This is a genomic window from Roseovarius aestuariivivens, assembly GCF_004761875.1.
GTDB lineage: Bacteria > Pseudomonadota > Alphaproteobacteria > Rhodobacterales > Rhodobacteraceae > Roseovarius > Roseovarius aestuariivivens.
Map to the genome: position 1 here is coordinate 251,040 of NZ_SJEY01000001.1, position 16,476 is coordinate 267,515.

At 62.6% G+C, this 16,476-nt stretch carries 15 protein-coding genes and 1 tRNA gene; 14 read left to right on the plus strand and 2 right to left on the minus strand.

Annotated elements, in window-relative coordinates:
- Positions 1-15: 15 nt before the first annotated feature.
- Positions 16-2,304: a xanthine dehydrogenase family protein molybdopterin-binding subunit gene (locus EZV60_RS01215; protein WP_135501333.1), complete on the plus strand. Its 2,289-nt coding sequence runs from the start codon at positions 16-18 to the stop codon at positions 2,302-2,304.
- A complete protein-coding gene (locus EZV60_RS01220; RefSeq protein WP_135501335.1) occupies positions 2,288-3,355 on the plus strand; it encodes a DUF2235 domain-containing protein in 1,068 nt (355 codons plus the stop codon). Before EZV60_RS01215 ends, EZV60_RS01220 begins: the two co-directional genes overlap by 17 nt.
- A gap of 159 nt (positions 3,356-3,514) precedes the next feature.
- Here the strand turns inward: EZV60_RS01220 and metF are convergent, their stop codons facing one another.
- Positions 3,515-4,384 (minus strand): methylenetetrahydrofolate reductase [NAD(P)H], encoded by an 870-nt coding sequence (metF, locus tag EZV60_RS01225; RefSeq protein WP_135501337.1) that lies wholly within the window; start codon positions 4,382-4,384, stop codon positions 3,515-3,517.
- A gap of 105 nt (positions 4,385-4,489) precedes the next feature.
- Here metF and EZV60_RS01230 point away from each other — a divergent pair, with 105 nt between their 5' ends.
- From EZV60_RS01230 to EZV60_RS01275, 10 genes are all read left to right on the plus strand, one after another.
- Complete coding sequence (locus tag EZV60_RS01230; RefSeq protein WP_135501339.1) at positions 4,490-5,410, plus strand: LysR family transcriptional regulator; 921 nt, start codon at positions 4,490-4,492, stop codon at positions 5,408-5,410.
- A gap of 115 nt (positions 5,411-5,525) precedes the next feature.
- Entirely contained in the window at positions 5,526-6,767 is a 1,242-nt protein-coding gene (locus tag EZV60_RS01235) for a glycosyltransferase family 2 protein (RefSeq protein WP_135501341.1), read from the plus strand.
- A 147-nt stretch (positions 6,768-6,914) separates the two neighbouring features.
- Positions 6,915-7,799, plus strand: coding sequence for a carbon-nitrogen hydrolase family protein (locus EZV60_RS01240; RefSeq protein ID WP_135501343.1), 885 nt, complete (start codon positions 6,915-6,917; stop codon positions 7,797-7,799).
- 89 nt (positions 7,800-7,888) lie between these two features.
- Positions 7,889-8,107 carry a translation initiation factor IF-1 gene (gene infA, locus EZV60_RS01245; RefSeq protein ID WP_005978431.1) on the plus strand — a complete coding sequence of 73 codons (219 nt, stop codon included), beginning with the start codon at positions 7,889-7,891 and terminating at the stop codon, positions 8,105-8,107.
- Positions 8,108-8,121: 14 nt separating this feature from the next.
- Positions 8,122-8,700 carry a Maf family protein gene (locus tag EZV60_RS01250; RefSeq protein WP_135501345.1) on the plus strand — a complete coding sequence of 193 codons (579 nt, stop codon included), beginning with the start codon at positions 8,122-8,124 and terminating at the stop codon, positions 8,698-8,700.
- The gene (locus tag EZV60_RS01255; protein ID WP_135501347.1) at positions 8,697-9,725 is read left to right on the plus strand and encodes a ribonuclease E/G; all 1,029 of its coding nucleotides are present in this window, start codon (positions 8,697-8,699) and stop codon (positions 9,723-9,725) included. The genes EZV60_RS01250 and EZV60_RS01255 overlap by 4 nt, the downstream gene beginning before the upstream one ends.
- Positions 9,722-9,904, plus strand: coding sequence for a DNA gyrase inhibitor YacG (locus EZV60_RS01260; RefSeq protein ID WP_135501349.1), 183 nt, complete (start codon positions 9,722-9,724; stop codon positions 9,902-9,904). The genes EZV60_RS01255 and EZV60_RS01260 overlap by 4 nt, the downstream gene beginning before the upstream one ends.
- 76 nt (positions 9,905-9,980) lie before the next feature.
- Positions 9,981-10,055: transfer RNA gene (locus tag EZV60_RS01265), tRNA-Phe, on the plus strand.
- A 329-nt stretch (positions 10,056-10,384) separates the two neighbouring features.
- Positions 10,385-11,599 (plus strand): CaiB/BaiF CoA transferase family protein, encoded by a 1,215-nt coding sequence (locus EZV60_RS01270; RefSeq protein WP_135501351.1) that lies wholly within the window; start codon positions 10,385-10,387, stop codon positions 11,597-11,599.
- On the plus strand, positions 11,596-12,330 hold the full coding sequence (locus tag EZV60_RS01275; protein WP_135501353.1) for a glutathione binding-like protein: 735 nt from the start codon (positions 11,596-11,598) through the stop codon (positions 12,328-12,330). Before EZV60_RS01270 ends, EZV60_RS01275 begins: the two co-directional genes overlap by 4 nt.
- A gap of 404 nt (positions 12,331-12,734) precedes the next feature.
- Here the strand turns inward: EZV60_RS01275 and EZV60_RS01280 are convergent, their stop codons facing one another.
- Positions 12,735-13,220 carry a hypothetical protein gene (locus EZV60_RS01280; RefSeq protein ID WP_135501355.1) on the minus strand — a complete coding sequence of 162 codons (486 nt, stop codon included), beginning with the start codon at positions 13,218-13,220 and terminating at the stop codon, positions 12,735-12,737.
- A gap of 1,198 nt (positions 13,221-14,418) precedes the next feature.
- Between EZV60_RS01280 and EZV60_RS19270 the strand changes: the two genes are divergently transcribed.
- Both EZV60_RS19270 and EZV60_RS19275 read left to right on the plus strand, forming a co-directional pair.
- Entirely contained in the window at positions 14,419-15,420 is a 1,002-nt protein-coding gene (locus EZV60_RS19270) for a diguanylate cyclase domain-containing protein (protein WP_245306162.1), read from the plus strand.
- 12 nt (positions 15,421-15,432) lie between these two features.
- Positions 15,433-16,188: an EAL domain-containing protein gene (locus tag EZV60_RS19275; protein ID WP_280952561.1), complete on the plus strand. Its 756-nt coding sequence runs from the start codon at positions 15,433-15,435 to the stop codon at positions 16,186-16,188.
- Positions 16,189-16,476: the final 288 nt, after the last annotated feature.

Genomic DNA, 16,476 nt, shown 5'->3' on the forward strand with positions numbered 1-16,476 from the left:
AGAACGAGGCCCACCATGAAAAAATTCGGACGCAGCCAGCTCGTGACCCGGCTGGAAGACGCGCGATTTCTGGCCGGGGCGGGCCGCTATACGGGCAACATCGCGCCGCGCGGCGCGCTGCGGGCCTATATCCTGCGCGCCAGCGTGGCGCATGCCCGGATCCGGGTGGATCTGCAGGCCGCGCGCACCGCCCCGGGCGTGCATCTGGTACTCGACGCCGCGACCTTGCACGAAGAGGGCGTCACCGCGTCCATGCCGGCGCTGCTGGTGCAGAACCGTGACGGCTCGACAGCGGCGAACCCGCGCCGGCCCCTGCTGGCCGAAGACAAGGTGCGCTTCGTGGGCGAGGCGGTGGCGATGGTTGTGGCCGACACGCTCGAAGAGGCCCGCGATGCCGCCGAGCTGATCGAGATCGACTACGATGAATGCCCCGTGCATCTCGATCTCGTGGCAGGCGGCGCGGCGCTGCATGACGACGTACCCGACAACCGCGCCTTCGACTTTGCCCTCGGTGACGAAGACGCCACCGACACGGCCATCGCGGCGGCGGCGCATGTGGTCCGCCTGCCGCTCACCGACAACCGCGTCATCTCCAACCCGATGGAGCCGCGCGGCGCCTTCGCCCGGATGGAGGACGGCCGCCTGCACATCACCTATGGCGGGCAGAATGTCTGGAACACCCGCCGCCACGCCGCCGAGATCCTGAACATGGACCCAAGCGATGTGCGCGTGACCATCCCCGATGTCGGCGGCGGGTTCGGCACCAAGGCGCCTGACTACCCCGAGACGTTCCTCGTGGCGCAGGCCGCGCGGATGCTTGACCGTCCCGTGCTCTGGCTCGCCGACCGCTCCGAGGGGATGCTCTCGGACAATGCCGCGCGCGATCTTGTCCATGATCTGACGCTGGCCTTCGACGCCGATCACCGCCTCACCGCCTACAAGGTCGAGACCCGCTGCAACCTCGGCGCCTATAACAGCCCGCTGGCGCAGAACATCCCGACCAATCTCTTCGCGCGCGTGCTGATGGGGGCCTATGACTGCCAGACGGCGTTCCTGCGGGTCGAGGGGATCTACACCAACACCACGCAGGTCGACGCCTATCGCGGCGCGGGCCGGCCCGAGGCGATCTTCGCGCTGGAACGCGGCCTCGACCACGCGGCCCGGCAGCTTGGCGTGGACCCGTGGGACCTGCGCCGCCGCAACTTCATCCCGCCGGAAAAATTTCCCTACACCTCCGCCACCGGCGAACTCTACGACGTGGGCGATTTCGCCCGCGTGCTCGACGCGGCCGAGACGGCCTGCGACCGGGCGGGCTTTCCCGACCGGCAGGCCGACAGCGCTGCGCGGGGCAAACTTCGCGGGCTGGGGCTCTGTTACTATATCGAAAGCATTCTGGGCGATCCTTCCGAAACCGCGCGGATCACGTTTCAGAAGGATGACACCGTGGCGCTTTTTGTCGGCACGCAATCGAACGGGCAGGGGCACGAGACCGTCTTCGCGCAGTTTCTCGCCGATCAGACCGGCCTGCCGGTGGACCGCATCGAGATCGTGCAGGGTGACAGCGACCGGATCGAGACGGGCGGCGGCACCGGCGGCTCCCGCTCGGTCACGGTACAAAACAACGCGACGCTGGCCACGGTCGACGCGATGATCACGGCCTTCACGGCCTATCTGGCCGAGAAGACTGGCGTGGCCGAGGATGAGATCACCTTCGATCACGAAACATTCCGCGCGCCGGGCTCCAATCTGACGCCCACGCTGGCCGAAGCCGCGCGCATGGCGCGCGAGGACGGGCGCGACGACCTGCTCGATCACGCGCAAACCGCCACGCTGCCGGGCCGCTCCTATCCCAACGGCGCCCACGTCGCCGAGGTCGAAATCGACCCCGAGACCGGCCAGGTCACCGTCGCGCGTTACACCGTGGTCGACGATTTCGGCAATCTCATCAATCCCCTGCTGGTCGCCGGACAGGTCCATGGCGGCGTGGCGCAGGGGCTGGGCCAGGTGCTGTGCGAGCATGTGGTTCACGACGCCGATGCACAGCTGCTCACGGCAAGTTTCATGGACTACGCCATGCCCCGCGCCGATACTCTTCCGATGATCGCCTTTTCCGATATGCCAGTGCCCTCCACCGCCAATCCCATGGGCATGAAGGGCTGTGGCGAGGCGGGCACCGTGGGGGCGATGGCGGCGGCGGCCAATGCGGTGGCCGATGCGCTTCGCCCGCTTGGCGTCGAGACCCCGCAAATGCCCTTCACCCCCCACCGGGTCTGGAGCCTGCTGCGCGATGCGGCGGCTGCGTGATATCGCCCTCGGGCTGGCGCGACGGCTCATCCGGGCCGCGCCGCTGCATGCGCAGAACGTGCGCCCCACCCGGCGCGGGCCTGTTACCCATGTCATCATCCTCGACGGCACCATGTCCAGCCTGCGAACGGGCCGCGAGACAAACGCGGGCCTGACCTACAAGCTTCTCCTGCGCAATCGGGGGGCCGCCCTGTCGCTCTATTACGAGGCGGGCGTGCAATGGTCCGACTGGACCCGCACCGGCGACGTGGTGGCGGGCCGCGGCATCAACCGGCAGATCCGCCGCGCCTACGGCTATCTCGCCTCGCGCTACCGGCCCGGCGACCGGATCTTTCTCTTCGGGTATTCCCGCGGGGCCTTCGCCGCGCGGTCGCTGGCCGGTCTCATCGGGCGCATCGGCCTTCTGCGCCCCGAGAAAGCCACCGTGCGCAATGTCCGCACCGCCTATCGCCACTACCGCACGGGCGGGCAGGGCCGCGCCGCGCGCGCCTTCGCGCGCGCCCGCTGCCACGAGGCGGTCGAGATCGAGATGCTGGGTCTCTGGGACACGGTCAAGGCGCTCGGCCTGGGCGTGCCGCTGCTCTGGCGGGCCGGCGCCGCGGATCACGATTTTCACGATCACCATCTCGGCCCGCATGTAAAGGCCGGCTACCATGCGCTGGCGCGCGACGAGACGCGCAAGGTCTACACACCGGTCCTGTGGGACACCGCCGGCCTAAACGGCGCGCAGGTCGAACAGGTCTGGTTCCGCGGCACCCATGGCGATGTCGGCGGACAGCTCGACGGGCTGCAGGCCGCCCGCCCGCTGTCCAACATCCCGCTGGTCTGGATCCTGGAACGGGCCGAGGCCCGCGGCCTGCCCTTGCCCGAAGACTGGCGCGCGGATTTCCCCTGCGATCCCGCGGCCCCCTCGATCGGCACCTGGCGCGGCTGGGCCAAGCTTTTCGTGTTGCGCGGTCCGCGCCAGATCGGCGCGGACCCGTCCGAACGCCTGCACGAGACCGCGCTGCACGATCCCGCACCGCCGCCCGACGCCGCACCAGCGGTCTGAACGCCTGCCGGGCCCGCCTTTCGCGGCACGCCCCGTAGACCGTGCTTCAGCGCGGCCGCGCTGCGCGCATCTTTCCGTAAAAAACCCTGCCTCCGGGGGGACCGATGGCAGGGCAGGGGCACCAGGCCTTTTGGCCGGCACACAGGGATCTTTCGGCCCTCAGGCCACGTCGCGCAGCTGCACCTTTGGCGTCACGCCAAGCGCGTGACAGACATCGCGCGTCAGTTCGGGCCGGTTGAGCGTGTAGAAATGCAGCTTGTCGACACCCCCGTCGATCAGCGTGCTGCACAATTCCGTGGCCAGCGCTGTCGCCAGCAGATCCTCGCGCCCGTCGCGCTTGGCCTTTTCAAAGGCATCATCCAGCCACGCCGGCACGCTCGTCCCGCAGGAGAGCGCGAATTTGCGTGCGCCCGCCCAGTTTTCGATCGGGAAGATGCCCGGCACGATCGGCGCGTCGATCCCGGCCTTCACGCAGGCGTCCCGGAACCGGAAGAACATGTCGGCCTCGAAGAAAAATTGCGTGATCGCCTCGTCGGCGCCCGCATCGATCTTGCGCTTGAGCCACTCGATATCGGCGGCATGGTCGCGCGCCTCGGGGTGCTTCTCGGGATAGGCGCCGACACGGATCTTGAACTTGCCGGTCTCGGCAAGGGCGGCGATCAGCTCGCAACTGTCGCGGAACCCCTCCGGATGCGGCGTGAACCCGTCCGAGCCCTTGGGCGGGTCGCCGCGCAGGGCCACGATCTCGCGCACACCCGCCTCGGCAAAGCCCTCGGCGATCTGCATCGTCTCGGCGCGGCTCGCGTTCACGCAGGTCAGATGCGCCGCCACGTTCAGCCCGCTCGCCTTGTGCAGCGTCGCCACCGCATCGCGCGTCAGTTCACGGGTTGTGCCGCCCGCGCCATAGGTGACCGAAACGAACCGCGGCTCCAGCGGCGCCAGCACGTGGACCGTATCCCAAAGCCGGAACGACGCCTCGAGCGTCTTGGGGGGGAAGAATTCGAAAGAAACCTGCGGGGCCTGCGCCATCGGAATGATCCTGCTACCTGAACCTCTGTCCACCTCTTGTCGCAGCACATTAGATGTGAAACAACTTCATAAAATTCATGGTCTGAATGAGCCGGACTAATATTGATGCATATCGACTTTCGTCACCTGCGCACCATCCGCGCCATCCACAAGGCCGGCGGCCTGGCCCGGGCGGCCGACCTTCTGCACATCACGCAATCCGCTTTGTCGCATCAGATCAAGGGGTTAGAGGATCAGGCAGGGGTCGAGCTTTTCGTGCGCCGCTCCAAGCCGCTGAAACTTTCGGCTGCGGGCCTGCGGCTCTTGCGGGTGGCCGAAAAAGTCCTGCCCGAGATCGAGGCGCTCGAGGCCGAGTTCAACGGTCTGCGGCAGGGCAGCGCCGGACGGCTCCATATCGCCATCGAATGCCACGCCTGTTTCGAATGGCTTTTCCCCGTGCTCGAACGGTTTCGTCAGACATGGGCGGACGTGGATATCGACATCCGCCCCGGTCTCGCCTTCGACGCGCTCCCGGCCCTTGCCAAGGAAGAGGTCGATCTCGTGGTCTCCTCGGACCCTGAATCCATCCCCGGCATCACCTTCCAGCCGCTTTTCGACTACGAGCCGCTCTTCGTGGCCTCCGCGCAGCACCCGCTCGCGGCGAAATCCTTCGTCGAGGCTGAGGATTTCCGCGACGAAACGCTCATCACCTATCCCGTCGACCGCTCCCGCCTCGATGTCTTCACCGAACTTCTGACGCCCGCCAAGGTCGAACCCCGCGCCGTGCGCCAGATCGAGCTGACGGCGGTTATCCTGCTTCTGGTGGCCTCCAATCGCGGCGTCGCGGTGCTGCCCGACTGGGTCCTGCGCGAACAGCGCACCAGTTCGGAGTTCATCACCCGGCCCCTCACCAAAGACGGCGTGACCAAGCGGCTTTACGCCGCCATCCGCAGCGACGACGTCGATAAACCCTTCATGTCCCACCTTATTCGTCTCGCGCGCGAAATTCCCCTGCGCCTGCAGCGCCCGGCAGAACCCTCGCTCTGATTCCGCCTGCTCCGAATGCCCAAAAGATAGGCAGGCACCGCGCTTTTTCTTGGCATGCCGCCGCCCGCTTGGCATCATGGCGCCGCGCGGCGCAAGCTACAGGACAACGTTTCGGATGACCGGTTCTGTCTCGGTCGTGATCCCGGCTCGCAACGAGGCGGGCACGATACATGATGTGATCACGAACCTCTCCCGGCAGGACTGGGTCGACGAAGTCGTTGTCGTCGACAACGCCTCGACCGACGACACCGCCGAGGCCGCCCGCGCCGCCGGGGCCCGCGCAATTCACGAGGCCCGCCCTGGCATGGGTCACGCGCTGCGCACCGGCATCAGCGCGGCGCGCAACGACTGGATCATGAAGGTCGACGCCGATCTGCGCGATTTCGACATTTCGCTTTTCGCCAATATGGCCGCCGCCCGCGCCGACGGCGTCGGGCTCATCAAGGGCAACTGGCACGACCCGGCCAACAACATGCTGATGACCCGGCTGCTCGTCCGCCCGTTCCTGCGCCGCCGCCTGCCGGGACTGGCCGGCGTCGCCGCGCCCAATTCCGGTCTCTACCTGCTCGACCGGCGCTGCATCGCCCATCACGAGATCACCGGCTCCTACGCCGCCGATCTCGATATCATGCTGCGCGTCCATGCCGCCGGGGCGGCGGTGCGCGACGTCGACATCGGCCGCATCGACCACGCGCAGCGCGACCTCGATCACTACGGCGCACAGGCCGAGACGATCATGGACTTTCTGCTCGACACCGCCGGCCACGGCCTGACCGAAGAGATCGTCGTGCTGGTGGGCGACGGGCGCGACCTTGCGACATCGGGTCTGGGCCATTGCGCGGTGCGTGCCCGCGCCGGGGCCATCGTCACGATCTTCGTGCGCGACCCCGACGATGCCGTCGCGCTCCTGCTGCGCGAGGCTTTCGCGGCCTACCCGACGGTCTCGCTCCTGCCGCTGTCGCAAAGCGGCGCGTTCACGCCGCGCGGTCCCGAACGGCGGCTCTGCCTGCTGGCCCCCCATCCCGGCTCGCACGATCCCGCCGCCCTGCGCGCCGCCATCGCCCTGCGCGCCCGGCTTCTGGCCGAGCGCGTCGAGGCCTGCGAGCTTCTGCTTATGCCCGTCACCCGCAACGGGGCGCCCCCGGCGCCGTTCCATGCCGATTTCGCGTTCGACGTCTCGAAGGGCGTGACGATCCGTCAGCGGGTGCGCGACCGGCTCTCGACTCTCGGTCGCGGTACCGGGGGCGCGTTCGGGCATCGAGAAACCTTCCAAAGCTTCGGATCCCTGCCGTCCGCCCTGCGCCAGGACCTGACCGGCGTCCCGGCCGAGGCTGCAGCGCAAAGCCGCGCGCTTTAGATCGTCCGCCAGACCCCGGGGGGCGGCGGAGAAGCGGTAAAACCGCGCGAAAAATTTTGTACAAAATGGACATTCGCCCTTTAGAAGTTGCTCCAAATTGTACATTTTCGCCGCCACACACCTCCTTTCCCTCTAGCCGGACAGATCATGAAGCTCGCCACCGCCGCTTACCCGCTGACGCCTGTGCAAACCTGGGCGGACTACACCTCGAAACTGACGGAATGGGTCCAGGAGGCGGCCTCTAACGGTGCAGAATTACTTGTTTTTCCGGAATATGCCGCGATGGAGCTGGCCATGCTTGACGGGCCGGATGTGGCGGCGGATCTCGAATCGTCCCTGCACGCGGTTTCGGCCCATATGGTTAACGCCGACGTGTTGCATGCCGACCTCGCGACCCGGTTCAACGTGCATATCCTCGCCGGCTCCGGCCCGGTTTTCGACCCCGCGCTGGGGCCGCGCCCGGTCAACCGCGCCCGGCTCTTTACGCCGACGGGCGCCGTGGGCATCCAGGACAAGCAGATCCTGACCCGCTGGGAACGCGATCCCATGCAGGCGGTTCCAGGCGGACCCTTGCGGATCTTCGAGACAAGCCTGGGCCGGATCGGCATACTCATCTGTTATGATTGCGAATTTCCGCTTCTTGGGCGGGCATTGTCGGACGTCGATCTGCTGCTCGCGCCCTCCTGCACCGAGGCGCTCTCGGGCTATTGGCGGGTACGGATCGGGGCCATGTCCCGCGCGCTTGAGTCTCAATGCGTAAGCGTTATGGCCTCCCTCGTGGGTGACGCCCGCTGGAACGAGGTTGCCGACGTAACCACCGGAAACGGCGGTATTTTCGGGCCGCCCGATGTCGGGTTTCCCGACACCGGCGTGATCGCCGAAGGGCTGTTGAACGCGCCCGGGTGGACCTATGCCACCGTCGATCCCGCTGCCATCGCCCATGTCCGCGCCGACGGCCGCGTTTTGAACCGCACGCACTGGGCCGAACAGGACGGCCGCGCGGATCCGGTCGCAGCGCAGCGCCTGCGCTGACCGGCGCCAATAAAGTCCTTGAAAAAAGGGCCGAATAGGCCCATTTAATGCGCGTCCATAAGAACGGGACGGCAACATATGGAGAGATCATGGCCAAGGAAGACACGCTCGAATTCCCCGGCGTCGTGAAGGAACTCCTGCCGAACGCGACATTTCGGGTCGAGCTTGAGAACGGCCATGAGATTATCGCCCACACGGCAGGCAAGATGCGCAAGAACCGCATCCGTGTTCTGGCAGGCGACAAGGTGCAGGTCGAGATGACACCCTACGATCTGACCAAGGGTCGGATCAATTACCGCTTCAAGTAAGCGATTGATATAACATGCGTTTGATCCTCGGATCAGGCAGTCCGCGACGCCGCGAACTGCTGGCGCAGATTGGGGTTGTGGCGGATGAGATCCGCCCGCCTGACATTGACGAAACCCCCCTTAAGTCCGAATTGCCTCGCCCGTATTGCGCGCGCATGGCTTTGGAAAAGGCCCGCGCGGTGCCTGCCACACCCGAGGAACTTGTGCTGTGCGCCGATACAACCGTCGCCTTGGGGCGCCGGATCATGGGTAAACCCGAGACGGCCGAAGACGCGGCCGGGTTTCTGAGCGCCATGTCGGGCCGGCGGCACCGGGTCATCACCGCCGTCGCCCTGCGCCGGGGCGACCGGGTCTGGCACCGAGAGGTCGAAACCATCGTGCGTATGAAACGTCTGACGCAAAAAGACATTTCCGCCTATCTTGAGACCGGAGACTGGCAGGGCAAGGCCGGCGGCTACGGCATTCAGGGTCCCGCCGGCGCGTTCATCCCTTGGATTCGCGGCTCGTTCACCGCCGTGGTGGGCCTCCCGCTCTGCGAGACCGCCAATCTTCTGGCGGGTGCGGGTTATCCCGTTTGGGAGAGCGTCGCATGAAGGGTCGCGCAATCGCACTTGGCCAGTGGCGCGGCCACGAGGCCGCCGCCCTCATCGAGGACGGCATCGTCACGGATTTTCTGCGTGACGGCGATGCGCCGCGCCCAGGCACGATCTATCGGGCTATCGCAGACCGGCCCGCGAAAGGGCAGGGCGGCATTTTCGTCCGAACCCCGGATGGAAACGGATTTCTTCGTCAGATCAAAGGGATAAGCGCGGGCGGGTCTTTGCTTGTCCAGGTCAACGGCTATGCTGAGCCGGGTAAAGCGATCCCTGTGACCGCGCGGCTTCTCTTCAAAAGCCGCTACGCGATCATCACCCCCGGTGCGCCCGGTCTCAACGTATCGCGCAGCCTGCGCGACGACGACCGGCGCGACGCGCTGACCGTCCTGGCCAAAGAGGTCATGCAGGGGCGTGGCGCGCTTGGTCTGATCCTGCGCTCGGCCTGTGAAACGGCCGACGACGCGGACATCGCGCGCGACGTTAACGAAATGGCCGATGTGGCGCGGCAGGTGCTCGGCGACGAAGAGGGCAGGGAGCCCGAGAAGCTGGTCGAAGGCGACAGCCCCCATACCCTCGCCTGGCGCGACTGGCCCCACCCCGATACCTGGGCCGACGACCCGGACGCCTTCGATCACTTCGGTGTTCTTAAGGCTTTGGAAGATATGGAAAAACTTGATATCCCTCTCGACCGCGATGGCAGCATCTGCGTCGAGCCAACCCGCGCCCTTGTCGCCGTGGACGTCAATACCGGCGCCGACGGACAGCCCGCCGCCGGCCTGCGCACGAACATCGAAGCCGCCCGCGCCCTGCCTCGACTCCTCCGCCTGCGCGGCCTCGGAGGCCAGATCGTCATGGACCTCGCCCCCATGCCCAAGAAAGACCGCAAGACCTTCGAAAGCGCGCTTCGCGCATCTTTCCGCAAAGATCCCGTCGAAACCGCGCTCGTCGGATGGACACCGCTCGGCCATTACGAACTGCAGCGCAAGCGCGACCGGCTTCCCGTGACGGGAGGCAACGCATGACGTGTCCGATATGCGGAAAGAAGACTGAAACGGCGTTTCGCCCCTTTTGCGGCCGTGCCTGCGCCAACCGCGATCTGCTGCATTGGCTCAACGGTCGCTACGCCGTCCCGGGTCCCGAAAAGCACGCTCCTGAGGCAGATCCGGACGAGGAGGAAGAGACCAACGGAAAATGGCATTGACCGCGGAAAAACCTGCTGGACAGCCCGTTAACGCTGGCCTAGAAGACGCGCACCCGAACGCCCAAGCGTTCCCCGTGCCCGGGTAGCTCAGGGGTAGAGCAGTGGATTGAAAATCCTCGTGTCGGTGGTTCGATTCCGCCCCCGGGCACCATTCATTCAACTAAAACATTGGAAACGCTCTAGCTTTTGACAGATGCTAGGAGCCGTAGACCATGTCGGAGAACATTTCGCGCCCCTATACCTTCGTGAAAGATGGGGCTTTCTACTTCAGCCGTCGTATCCCGAAGTCGAACTGCCCGGAATTTGTCGTTACGTGCGTCTGGCCGAAAAGGCCGGGAGGGAGAGCCCAAGCCCATCGCGACTAGCCCCCTTTGACAATTTCCGGGTGAGTTGCCTCCCGGCGCGAGACGGTGGAAAGTGACACCAAGATGTATCGCGTCCTTGCCCAAAGGCGCAAAGACCGGAACGGAGACCGAGTAAATGCCAGGACCGCTGCACGGCTTTCGGGTGATCGACCTTACGACGATGATTTCGGGCCCACTGGCCACGATGACCTTGGCCGATCAAGGCGCCGAGGTGATCAAGATAGAGCACCCGAAAGGCGGCGATCACAGTCGGCAGGTGGCTGGACGTCGCGGCGGCTTCTCTGCTTCGTTTCTGAACAACAATCGCGGCAAGAAGTCGGTAACGCTGAACCTGAAAGACGAGCGTGGGGTCGCCGCGGCGCTTCGGCTTTGCGAGACAGCGGACGTCTTCGTACAGAACTTCCGCCCCGGCGTTGCTGAGCGGATCGGACTGGGCGAGGCGGCGGTGCGGGCGGTGCGGCGGGACATCGTCTATACCTCGATTTCGGGGTTCGGGTTCGAGGGCGACTGGGCGGGCAAACCCGTCTATGATCCCCTAATCCAAGCGATTTCCGGGCTGGCCAGCGTGCAAGGCGGTTCGGACGCGGAACGCCCCCGTTTGGTGCGCACGATCCTGCCTGACAAGCTGACTGCCATCCAGACCGCGCAGAGCATCACCGCCGCACTTCTGGCCCGCAGCCGCGACGGTAAGGGCAGTCACGTGCAGATCTCAATGCTGGATACGGTGCTGGCGTTCCTTTGGAGTTCGGACATGACCGGCTATACCTTCGTCGGCGACGAGGTGACCTCTGATACGAGCGCCACCGCGCAGACCTTCGTAGAGCTGATCTACCAGACTGCCGATGGGTGGATGGCCGTCTCGGCTCACACCGACAGCACATGGGCCGGGCTGACCGCGGCGGTTGACCGACCCGAATGGCTGGACGATCCGCGCTTTGCCACAGTCGCTGCCCGCGAAGAGAACAAGCCCGCGCGACTGGAATTGACGCAGGCGGCGCTGTTGCAGGACACGACGGCTAACTGGATGGAGCGCCTCGGCGCTCACGACGTGCCCTGTGCCCCGGTCTTGACTCGGGCGGAAGTCTATGACCATCCGCAGGTCGTCGCTAACGGGATCGTCGTCGAACAGGATCATCCGCAGGCCGGCCTGCTGCGGCAGACCCGTACGCCTGCGCGGTTCTCGGCCAACCCAACCGACAGCCCCGCTCCCGCCCGACGCCTGGGTGAGGACACCCGCGAGGTGCTGGCGCAGGCAGGGTACAAAACTGCGGCAATTGACGAAATGATCGCGCAGGGCATTGCCACGGACACACAGGACACCACCGAATGATTGACCTTTACTATGCGCCAACGCCCAATGGCTGGAAGGCCGCCATTATGCTGGAGGAAACGGGCCTTGAGTATCGATTGATCCTGATGCGCCTTGGTGAGGGCGACCAGTTCGCTCCCGGCTTCCTGAATATAAGTCCGAACGCCAAAATGCCGGCGATCGTGGATCACGCGCCAGGTGAGGGATGGGGCGCCGACCCGGTAACGGTCTTCGAATCCGGCGCGATCCTGATTTACCTTGCGGACAAGACCGGCCGCTTCGCCCCAACGGAGACCGATTTGCGGGGTCGCAAGGCGCTGATGGAGTGGCTCTTTTGGCAGGTCGGCAATCAGGGCCCGATGGGCGGGCAGCTCAGCCATTTCAGAAACTACGCTCCGGAAAACGAGCGCGCGTACGGCTTCAAACGCTATCTTGGCGAATATGACCGCAACCTCGGCGTGCTGGAAGCCCGGCTTGAAGGGCGCGACTATATCCTCGGCGACTATTCCATCGCCGACATGATGGCCTTTCCCTGGGCTTTCATCGCCAAGCCGCTTGGTGCATCGCTGAATGATTTTCCAAAAGTATCCGACTGGCGGGCGCGGATCAAAGCACGCCCTGCTGTGCAACGCGCCATCGATTTGTACAAGTCAGAGCAGAATGGCGGACGGCACAGGGTGGATAACAACGACATCCTGTTCAGCCAGTCCTCCGCGTCGTTCAAGCCCAAGCCGGACGGCGGTTCGGCCTAGTGTTTGATGCTATTTTTATGGTGTGATCTGTTCGTCGAGTCCTGTCAGTTTGCTTCGAACTCGTCTCGGTTCGTACGATGAAACACCTGCTGGGAAAGAGCGGACGACACCGAATGAGCGGCAAGACGCCGCGCGCAAAGCGTTGCTGGATCATGAGATCTCGGAACGTCGAACCGATTGATCTGTTCGCTGCCCGGCAGTGCCTTGCGAAGAATTGTCGCGACAGGCGTTGCCAATCCCAGGACGATCCGGAGCGAACGTCCGCCGAATATCCTTGCGATACGCAGTGACATCCAATCCGTCACTGCCAAGCGGCGCCGGTTGTGCTACCGGCGGATCGGGGTGATGCTGAAACGCAATAGGATGAGCATGAACCCGATCCACCAAACGCAAGAACCAAACATCTAGGCGGTCACCCAAGGGCGCTTGTTGGAGACCCCGGCGGCTTCACCCGGGTCGCGTTCTGCGGTCACCCACGGGCGCTTGTTGGAGACCCCGGCAGCTTCACCCGGGTCGCGTTCTGCGGTCACCCAAGGGCGCTTGTTGGAGACCCCGGCGGCTTCACCCGGGTCGCGTTCTGCGGTCACCCACGGGCGCTTGTTGGAGACTCCGGCGGCTTCACCCGGATCGCGCTCGGCGGTTACCCAGGGGCGCTTGGCGTCTATGCTGCATACGTCGCGTTTATCGCGCAAAGTGGTCAGCAAGGGACGTCTCTTGTCGAGGTCACAGACCTTGTCGCGCTTGCGATCAGCGGCCAACCAAGGTTCTGCGTTGTCAACGCCTGGTATCTCGCCCGGGTCGCGCTCTGCCAGCATATGAGGCGCGTCAAAGGACATGAAAGTGGCAAGCGAGGTAGCCACAACGAAGGATAGAATTGTACAATTATGCATAGTGCTTCTCCTTTCCTGAATGAGTTTCTATGTTTTAATTGCGTTCAACCGCCACACAGGATGGTAGAACTTCCACGCCATCCTGATTTACAATTGACTTTAATAATTTTTGATCATCGGGCTTTAGAGATTTTAGATACCTGAAAAAATAACTGCTTGTTTGACGTAGTTTTTACTCCATTTTTCAAAACTCGAGTGAAAGCTTTGGAAGGCCAAAGCTCTTACTATTACAGCATTGCTAGAGTTACGTTATCTTTGGCTATGATCCAATTACCGAACTGCTAAGTTTTCGAGAAGGAACAAAGAATCCAATAAACTTTAAAGCGATCGTGCTCTGACTTTTGAAAAGACAGAGGTACAACTATAAAACTGTAAATCGACTCCAAGCATCTTCGCATTACCTAGCTGGGTCATTTCCAAAGCTAGGATATTCGCCGTGACGCCTTCATCCAATTGGAAGTCGCCAATGAACTACTGATTACTGAGAGACTCATACCTTACCATAACTTTGATCATGCCACAATATTAGTCGCGCCATCTTCCGAGCCTTGAGTCAGGACCTTGAAAGGGGCGGTTCTACATGTGACAAAGCCGTCACGTCGACGCTCGATCGAATTCTGTGCATAGCGCCAATGTCCGCACAGCCCGACAAAGCCTAGAACGGGTTGTCAGCAGCCTAAGGTCGCAAGCGGACATGTATCGACTGATCATGCACTGCGCTGCAGTGTCACTTGGTTCGAGGGTCCTCATCATCGACAAAGCAAAGGACACGCTGGTAGACTAAGTTTGGACTCCGCGGATCGATGCCTTGGGCGGCGACCGCGAACAGCCAGACCGAAATGCTCAGACCGATGGCCCAAATTTAGTCTGCCCCTTAATGCCGAACGCAGATAGGACGCCGGGAAGATGAGCCATCAAACAGGCGCGACTTAGGACCATTATTCGACCGGAACAGGTATTTGGGGCCACGTTTGCCTTGGGCGGAACCGGACCGAATGTTCTTATCTCGTTCCATTTTTCCCTAAAAATAGGCCAGCACGCTGTCACGGTTTAACCGTTCCTAGTCGCTTACTTGCCATAGCAGGAGTGAACCACGTAGGCCCGGCTAGTGATACCTGCTCAGATATTCGATCAAGTCAACGACATGTGCACGGAAGGTCTCGCGCTTGCTTTGGCATCGAGCGACGACGGAGCGGTCATGGAGCTTCAATGGTGCAACAAGGCTTTCACCAGGATTACCGGGTACGAACCCACCGAGGTATTGGGGCAACGTGGAACCATACTGATCGGTCCGGACATGGAGCAGGGCGTTCACCTCTATATCATCGAAAAGCTGATGAATTGGGAAAACTTTTCAATCAAGGCTCTCAATAATCGTAAGAACGGCGAGATTTACTGGCAGCGCATGAGTTGGGTTCACCTGTCCGATCCCGAAACTGGAAATCACTGGTGGCTCTGTTCGATCATCGATTTGCAGGAAGAGCGCGTCGAACCGACCAAACGCGCGGAAGCGGACCTCACGAAATCGGATGAGACAAGCTATGCTAGGGCCGTTGAAAAAATTCAGCGTCTTGAGAAAGAGAACGCGCGCCTGCACGAACTTGCGAAGTCTGTGGCCCGGGACGCCAACGAAGATGCACTGACCGGTCTTTCGAACCGGCGGCACTTTGAGATCGAACTGAAGACCTGGATTGCGAGACTACAAGAACACGGAACCGAGTTTGCCGTGCTCTACATTGATCTCGACCGCTTTAAGTTGGTAAACGACACACTTGGGCATGATGCTGGCGACCGGCTGTTGGTGTCTGTCGCGAAACTGTTGCGGAGTGTGACCGATCCTTCGGATCTGGTTGCTCGACTGGGCGGGGATGAATTCGTTATATTGAAACCACTCGGAAAGAGCGCTCTCAACATTAGTAGTCTTGCTGACGAACTCGTTCGAAGTTTGCAGACGCCCTTTACCTGCGATGGCAAGTCGACCAACTGCAGTGCCAGTATCGGCGTAGCGATTGCCAACAAACGCATGGCGGATCCAGAACAGGTCGTCGCGGATTCAGATTCGGCGCTGTACCATGCGAAATCGCAGGGAAAGGGGCGGTGGTCATTCTTTACAGAACAGATGCACGCCAATTCCATTGCAACAAAGCAGTTGGCGTCGGACCTGCTACTTGCATGCGAAAGGCGGGAATTCGTTCCATAATTCCAGCCTCTGATTGATGCACGGACCGGCCGGATTGCCTGCGCGGAGATGCTGGTGCGATGGTCTCATCCAACCAAGGGCATTCTCGCGCCGGCAGCGTTTCTGGATACCGCCGCGGATATGGGGATCCTCAAAAGAATAGACGAAATCGTGTTTTCCAGCCTGCATGGCGTCATGTCGCGTTTCGATGATGCGCGCGTCGACGTACCGCGCGTTGCGGTGAATGTCTCAGCAGCCCGGTTGGCGGATCCAAGCTTCATCCATGACATCAAGAGTTCCGGTGTCGATCCAGCCAGACTGACGGTCGAGATTCTGGAGTCGGTTTACCTGGATCGCATGGGAGATGTCGTGCGCTGGACCATAGACGAACTCGATGAGTTGGGCGTGACAGTTGCACTGGACGACTTCGGAACGGGCCATGCTTCGGTCCGGGCACTCTTGGCCATAAGACCCGCGATCCTGAAAATCGATCGCCATTTCATCCAACCTGTTGTGATGGATCCGAGTACGAGGCCTCTGGTCGCGTCGATCATCTGCATCGGCAAGGGTCTGAGTATGCGCGTTGTTGCGGAAGGCGTCGAAACCGAAGAACACGCCCGGATTGTTGGCGAAATGGGATGCGATTATCTGCAAGGCTTCTATTTCGGGCGACCGATGAGCGAGAGCGACTTGTCTGTCAGGCTTGTTGAAACCGGTGGCAAGTTCTTTTCCGGCGTGAATTGGGAGCCTAACCGAGAGGACACGGACAAAGCCCGCCGCACAGTGTGAGGCGTCATACTGCAGTCAATCCGAGGGTGACCAAAGCTGTGTCACCGATCGGTCGACACTGCTTGGCTCCTCGATCATTCAATTTAAATGGCCACATCGTATCCATGCTGTGCAGAAAGGTGCCGTATTGATCCGATCATCCTATGCGGCCGCCGTCTCAGCGAGGTCAATCGCGCGAGACAACGCCTCGTTGGCGCAAGACGTCGGCTGGTCGGCGGCACAAACCTGTCTTCGACCGGGCCCGACCTCGTAGACGCAGGACACGTAGGCCCCATCCGCTATCGCGGA

Excerpts from the sequence above, each read along its gene's own strand:
- EZV60_RS01235 (WP_135501341.1), top strand. The coding sequence starts at position 5,526 with ATGACCGGTTCTGTCTCGGTCGTGATCCCGGCTCGCAACGAGGCGGGC.
- infA (WP_005978431.1), top strand. The coding sequence starts at position 7,889 with ATGGCCAAGGAAGACACGCTCGAATTCCCCGGCGTCGTGAAGGAACTC.
- EZV60_RS19270 (WP_245306162.1), top strand. The coding sequence starts at position 14,419 with ATGGAGCTTCAATGGTGCAACAAGGCTTTCACCAGGATTACCGGGTAC.
- EZV60_RS01215 (WP_135501333.1), top strand. The coding sequence starts at position 16 with ATGAAAAAATTCGGACGCAGCCAGCTCGTGACCCGGCTGGAAGACGCG.
- EZV60_RS01220 (WP_135501335.1), top strand. The coding sequence starts at position 2,288 with ATGCGGCGGCTGCGTGATATCGCCCTCGGGCTGGCGCGACGGCTCATC.
- EZV60_RS01275 (WP_135501353.1), top strand. The coding sequence starts at position 11,596 with ATGATTGACCTTTACTATGCGCCAACGCCCAATGGCTGGAAGGCCGCC.
- EZV60_RS01230 (WP_135501339.1), top strand. The coding sequence starts at position 4,490 with ATGCATATCGACTTTCGTCACCTGCGCACCATCCGCGCCATCCACAAG.
- EZV60_RS01240 (WP_135501343.1), top strand. The coding sequence starts at position 6,915 with ATGAAGCTCGCCACCGCCGCTTACCCGCTGACGCCTGTGCAAACCTGG.
- EZV60_RS01280 (WP_135501355.1), bottom strand. The coding sequence starts at position 13,220 with ATGCATAATTGTACAATTCTATCCTTCGTTGTGGCTACCTCGCTTGCC.
- EZV60_RS01255 (WP_135501347.1), top strand. The coding sequence starts at position 8,697 with ATGAAGGGTCGCGCAATCGCACTTGGCCAGTGGCGCGGCCACGAGGCC.
- EZV60_RS01270 (WP_135501351.1), top strand. The coding sequence starts at position 10,385 with ATGCCAGGACCGCTGCACGGCTTTCGGGTGATCGACCTTACGACGATG.
- EZV60_RS01260 (WP_135501349.1), top strand. The coding sequence starts at position 9,722 with ATGACGTGTCCGATATGCGGAAAGAAGACTGAAACGGCGTTTCGCCCC.
- EZV60_RS01250 (WP_135501345.1), top strand. The coding sequence starts at position 8,122 with ATGCGTTTGATCCTCGGATCAGGCAGTCCGCGACGCCGCGAACTGCTG.
- metF (WP_135501337.1), bottom strand. The coding sequence starts at position 4,384 with ATGGCGCAGGCCCCGCAGGTTTCTTTCGAATTCTTCCCCCCCAAGACG.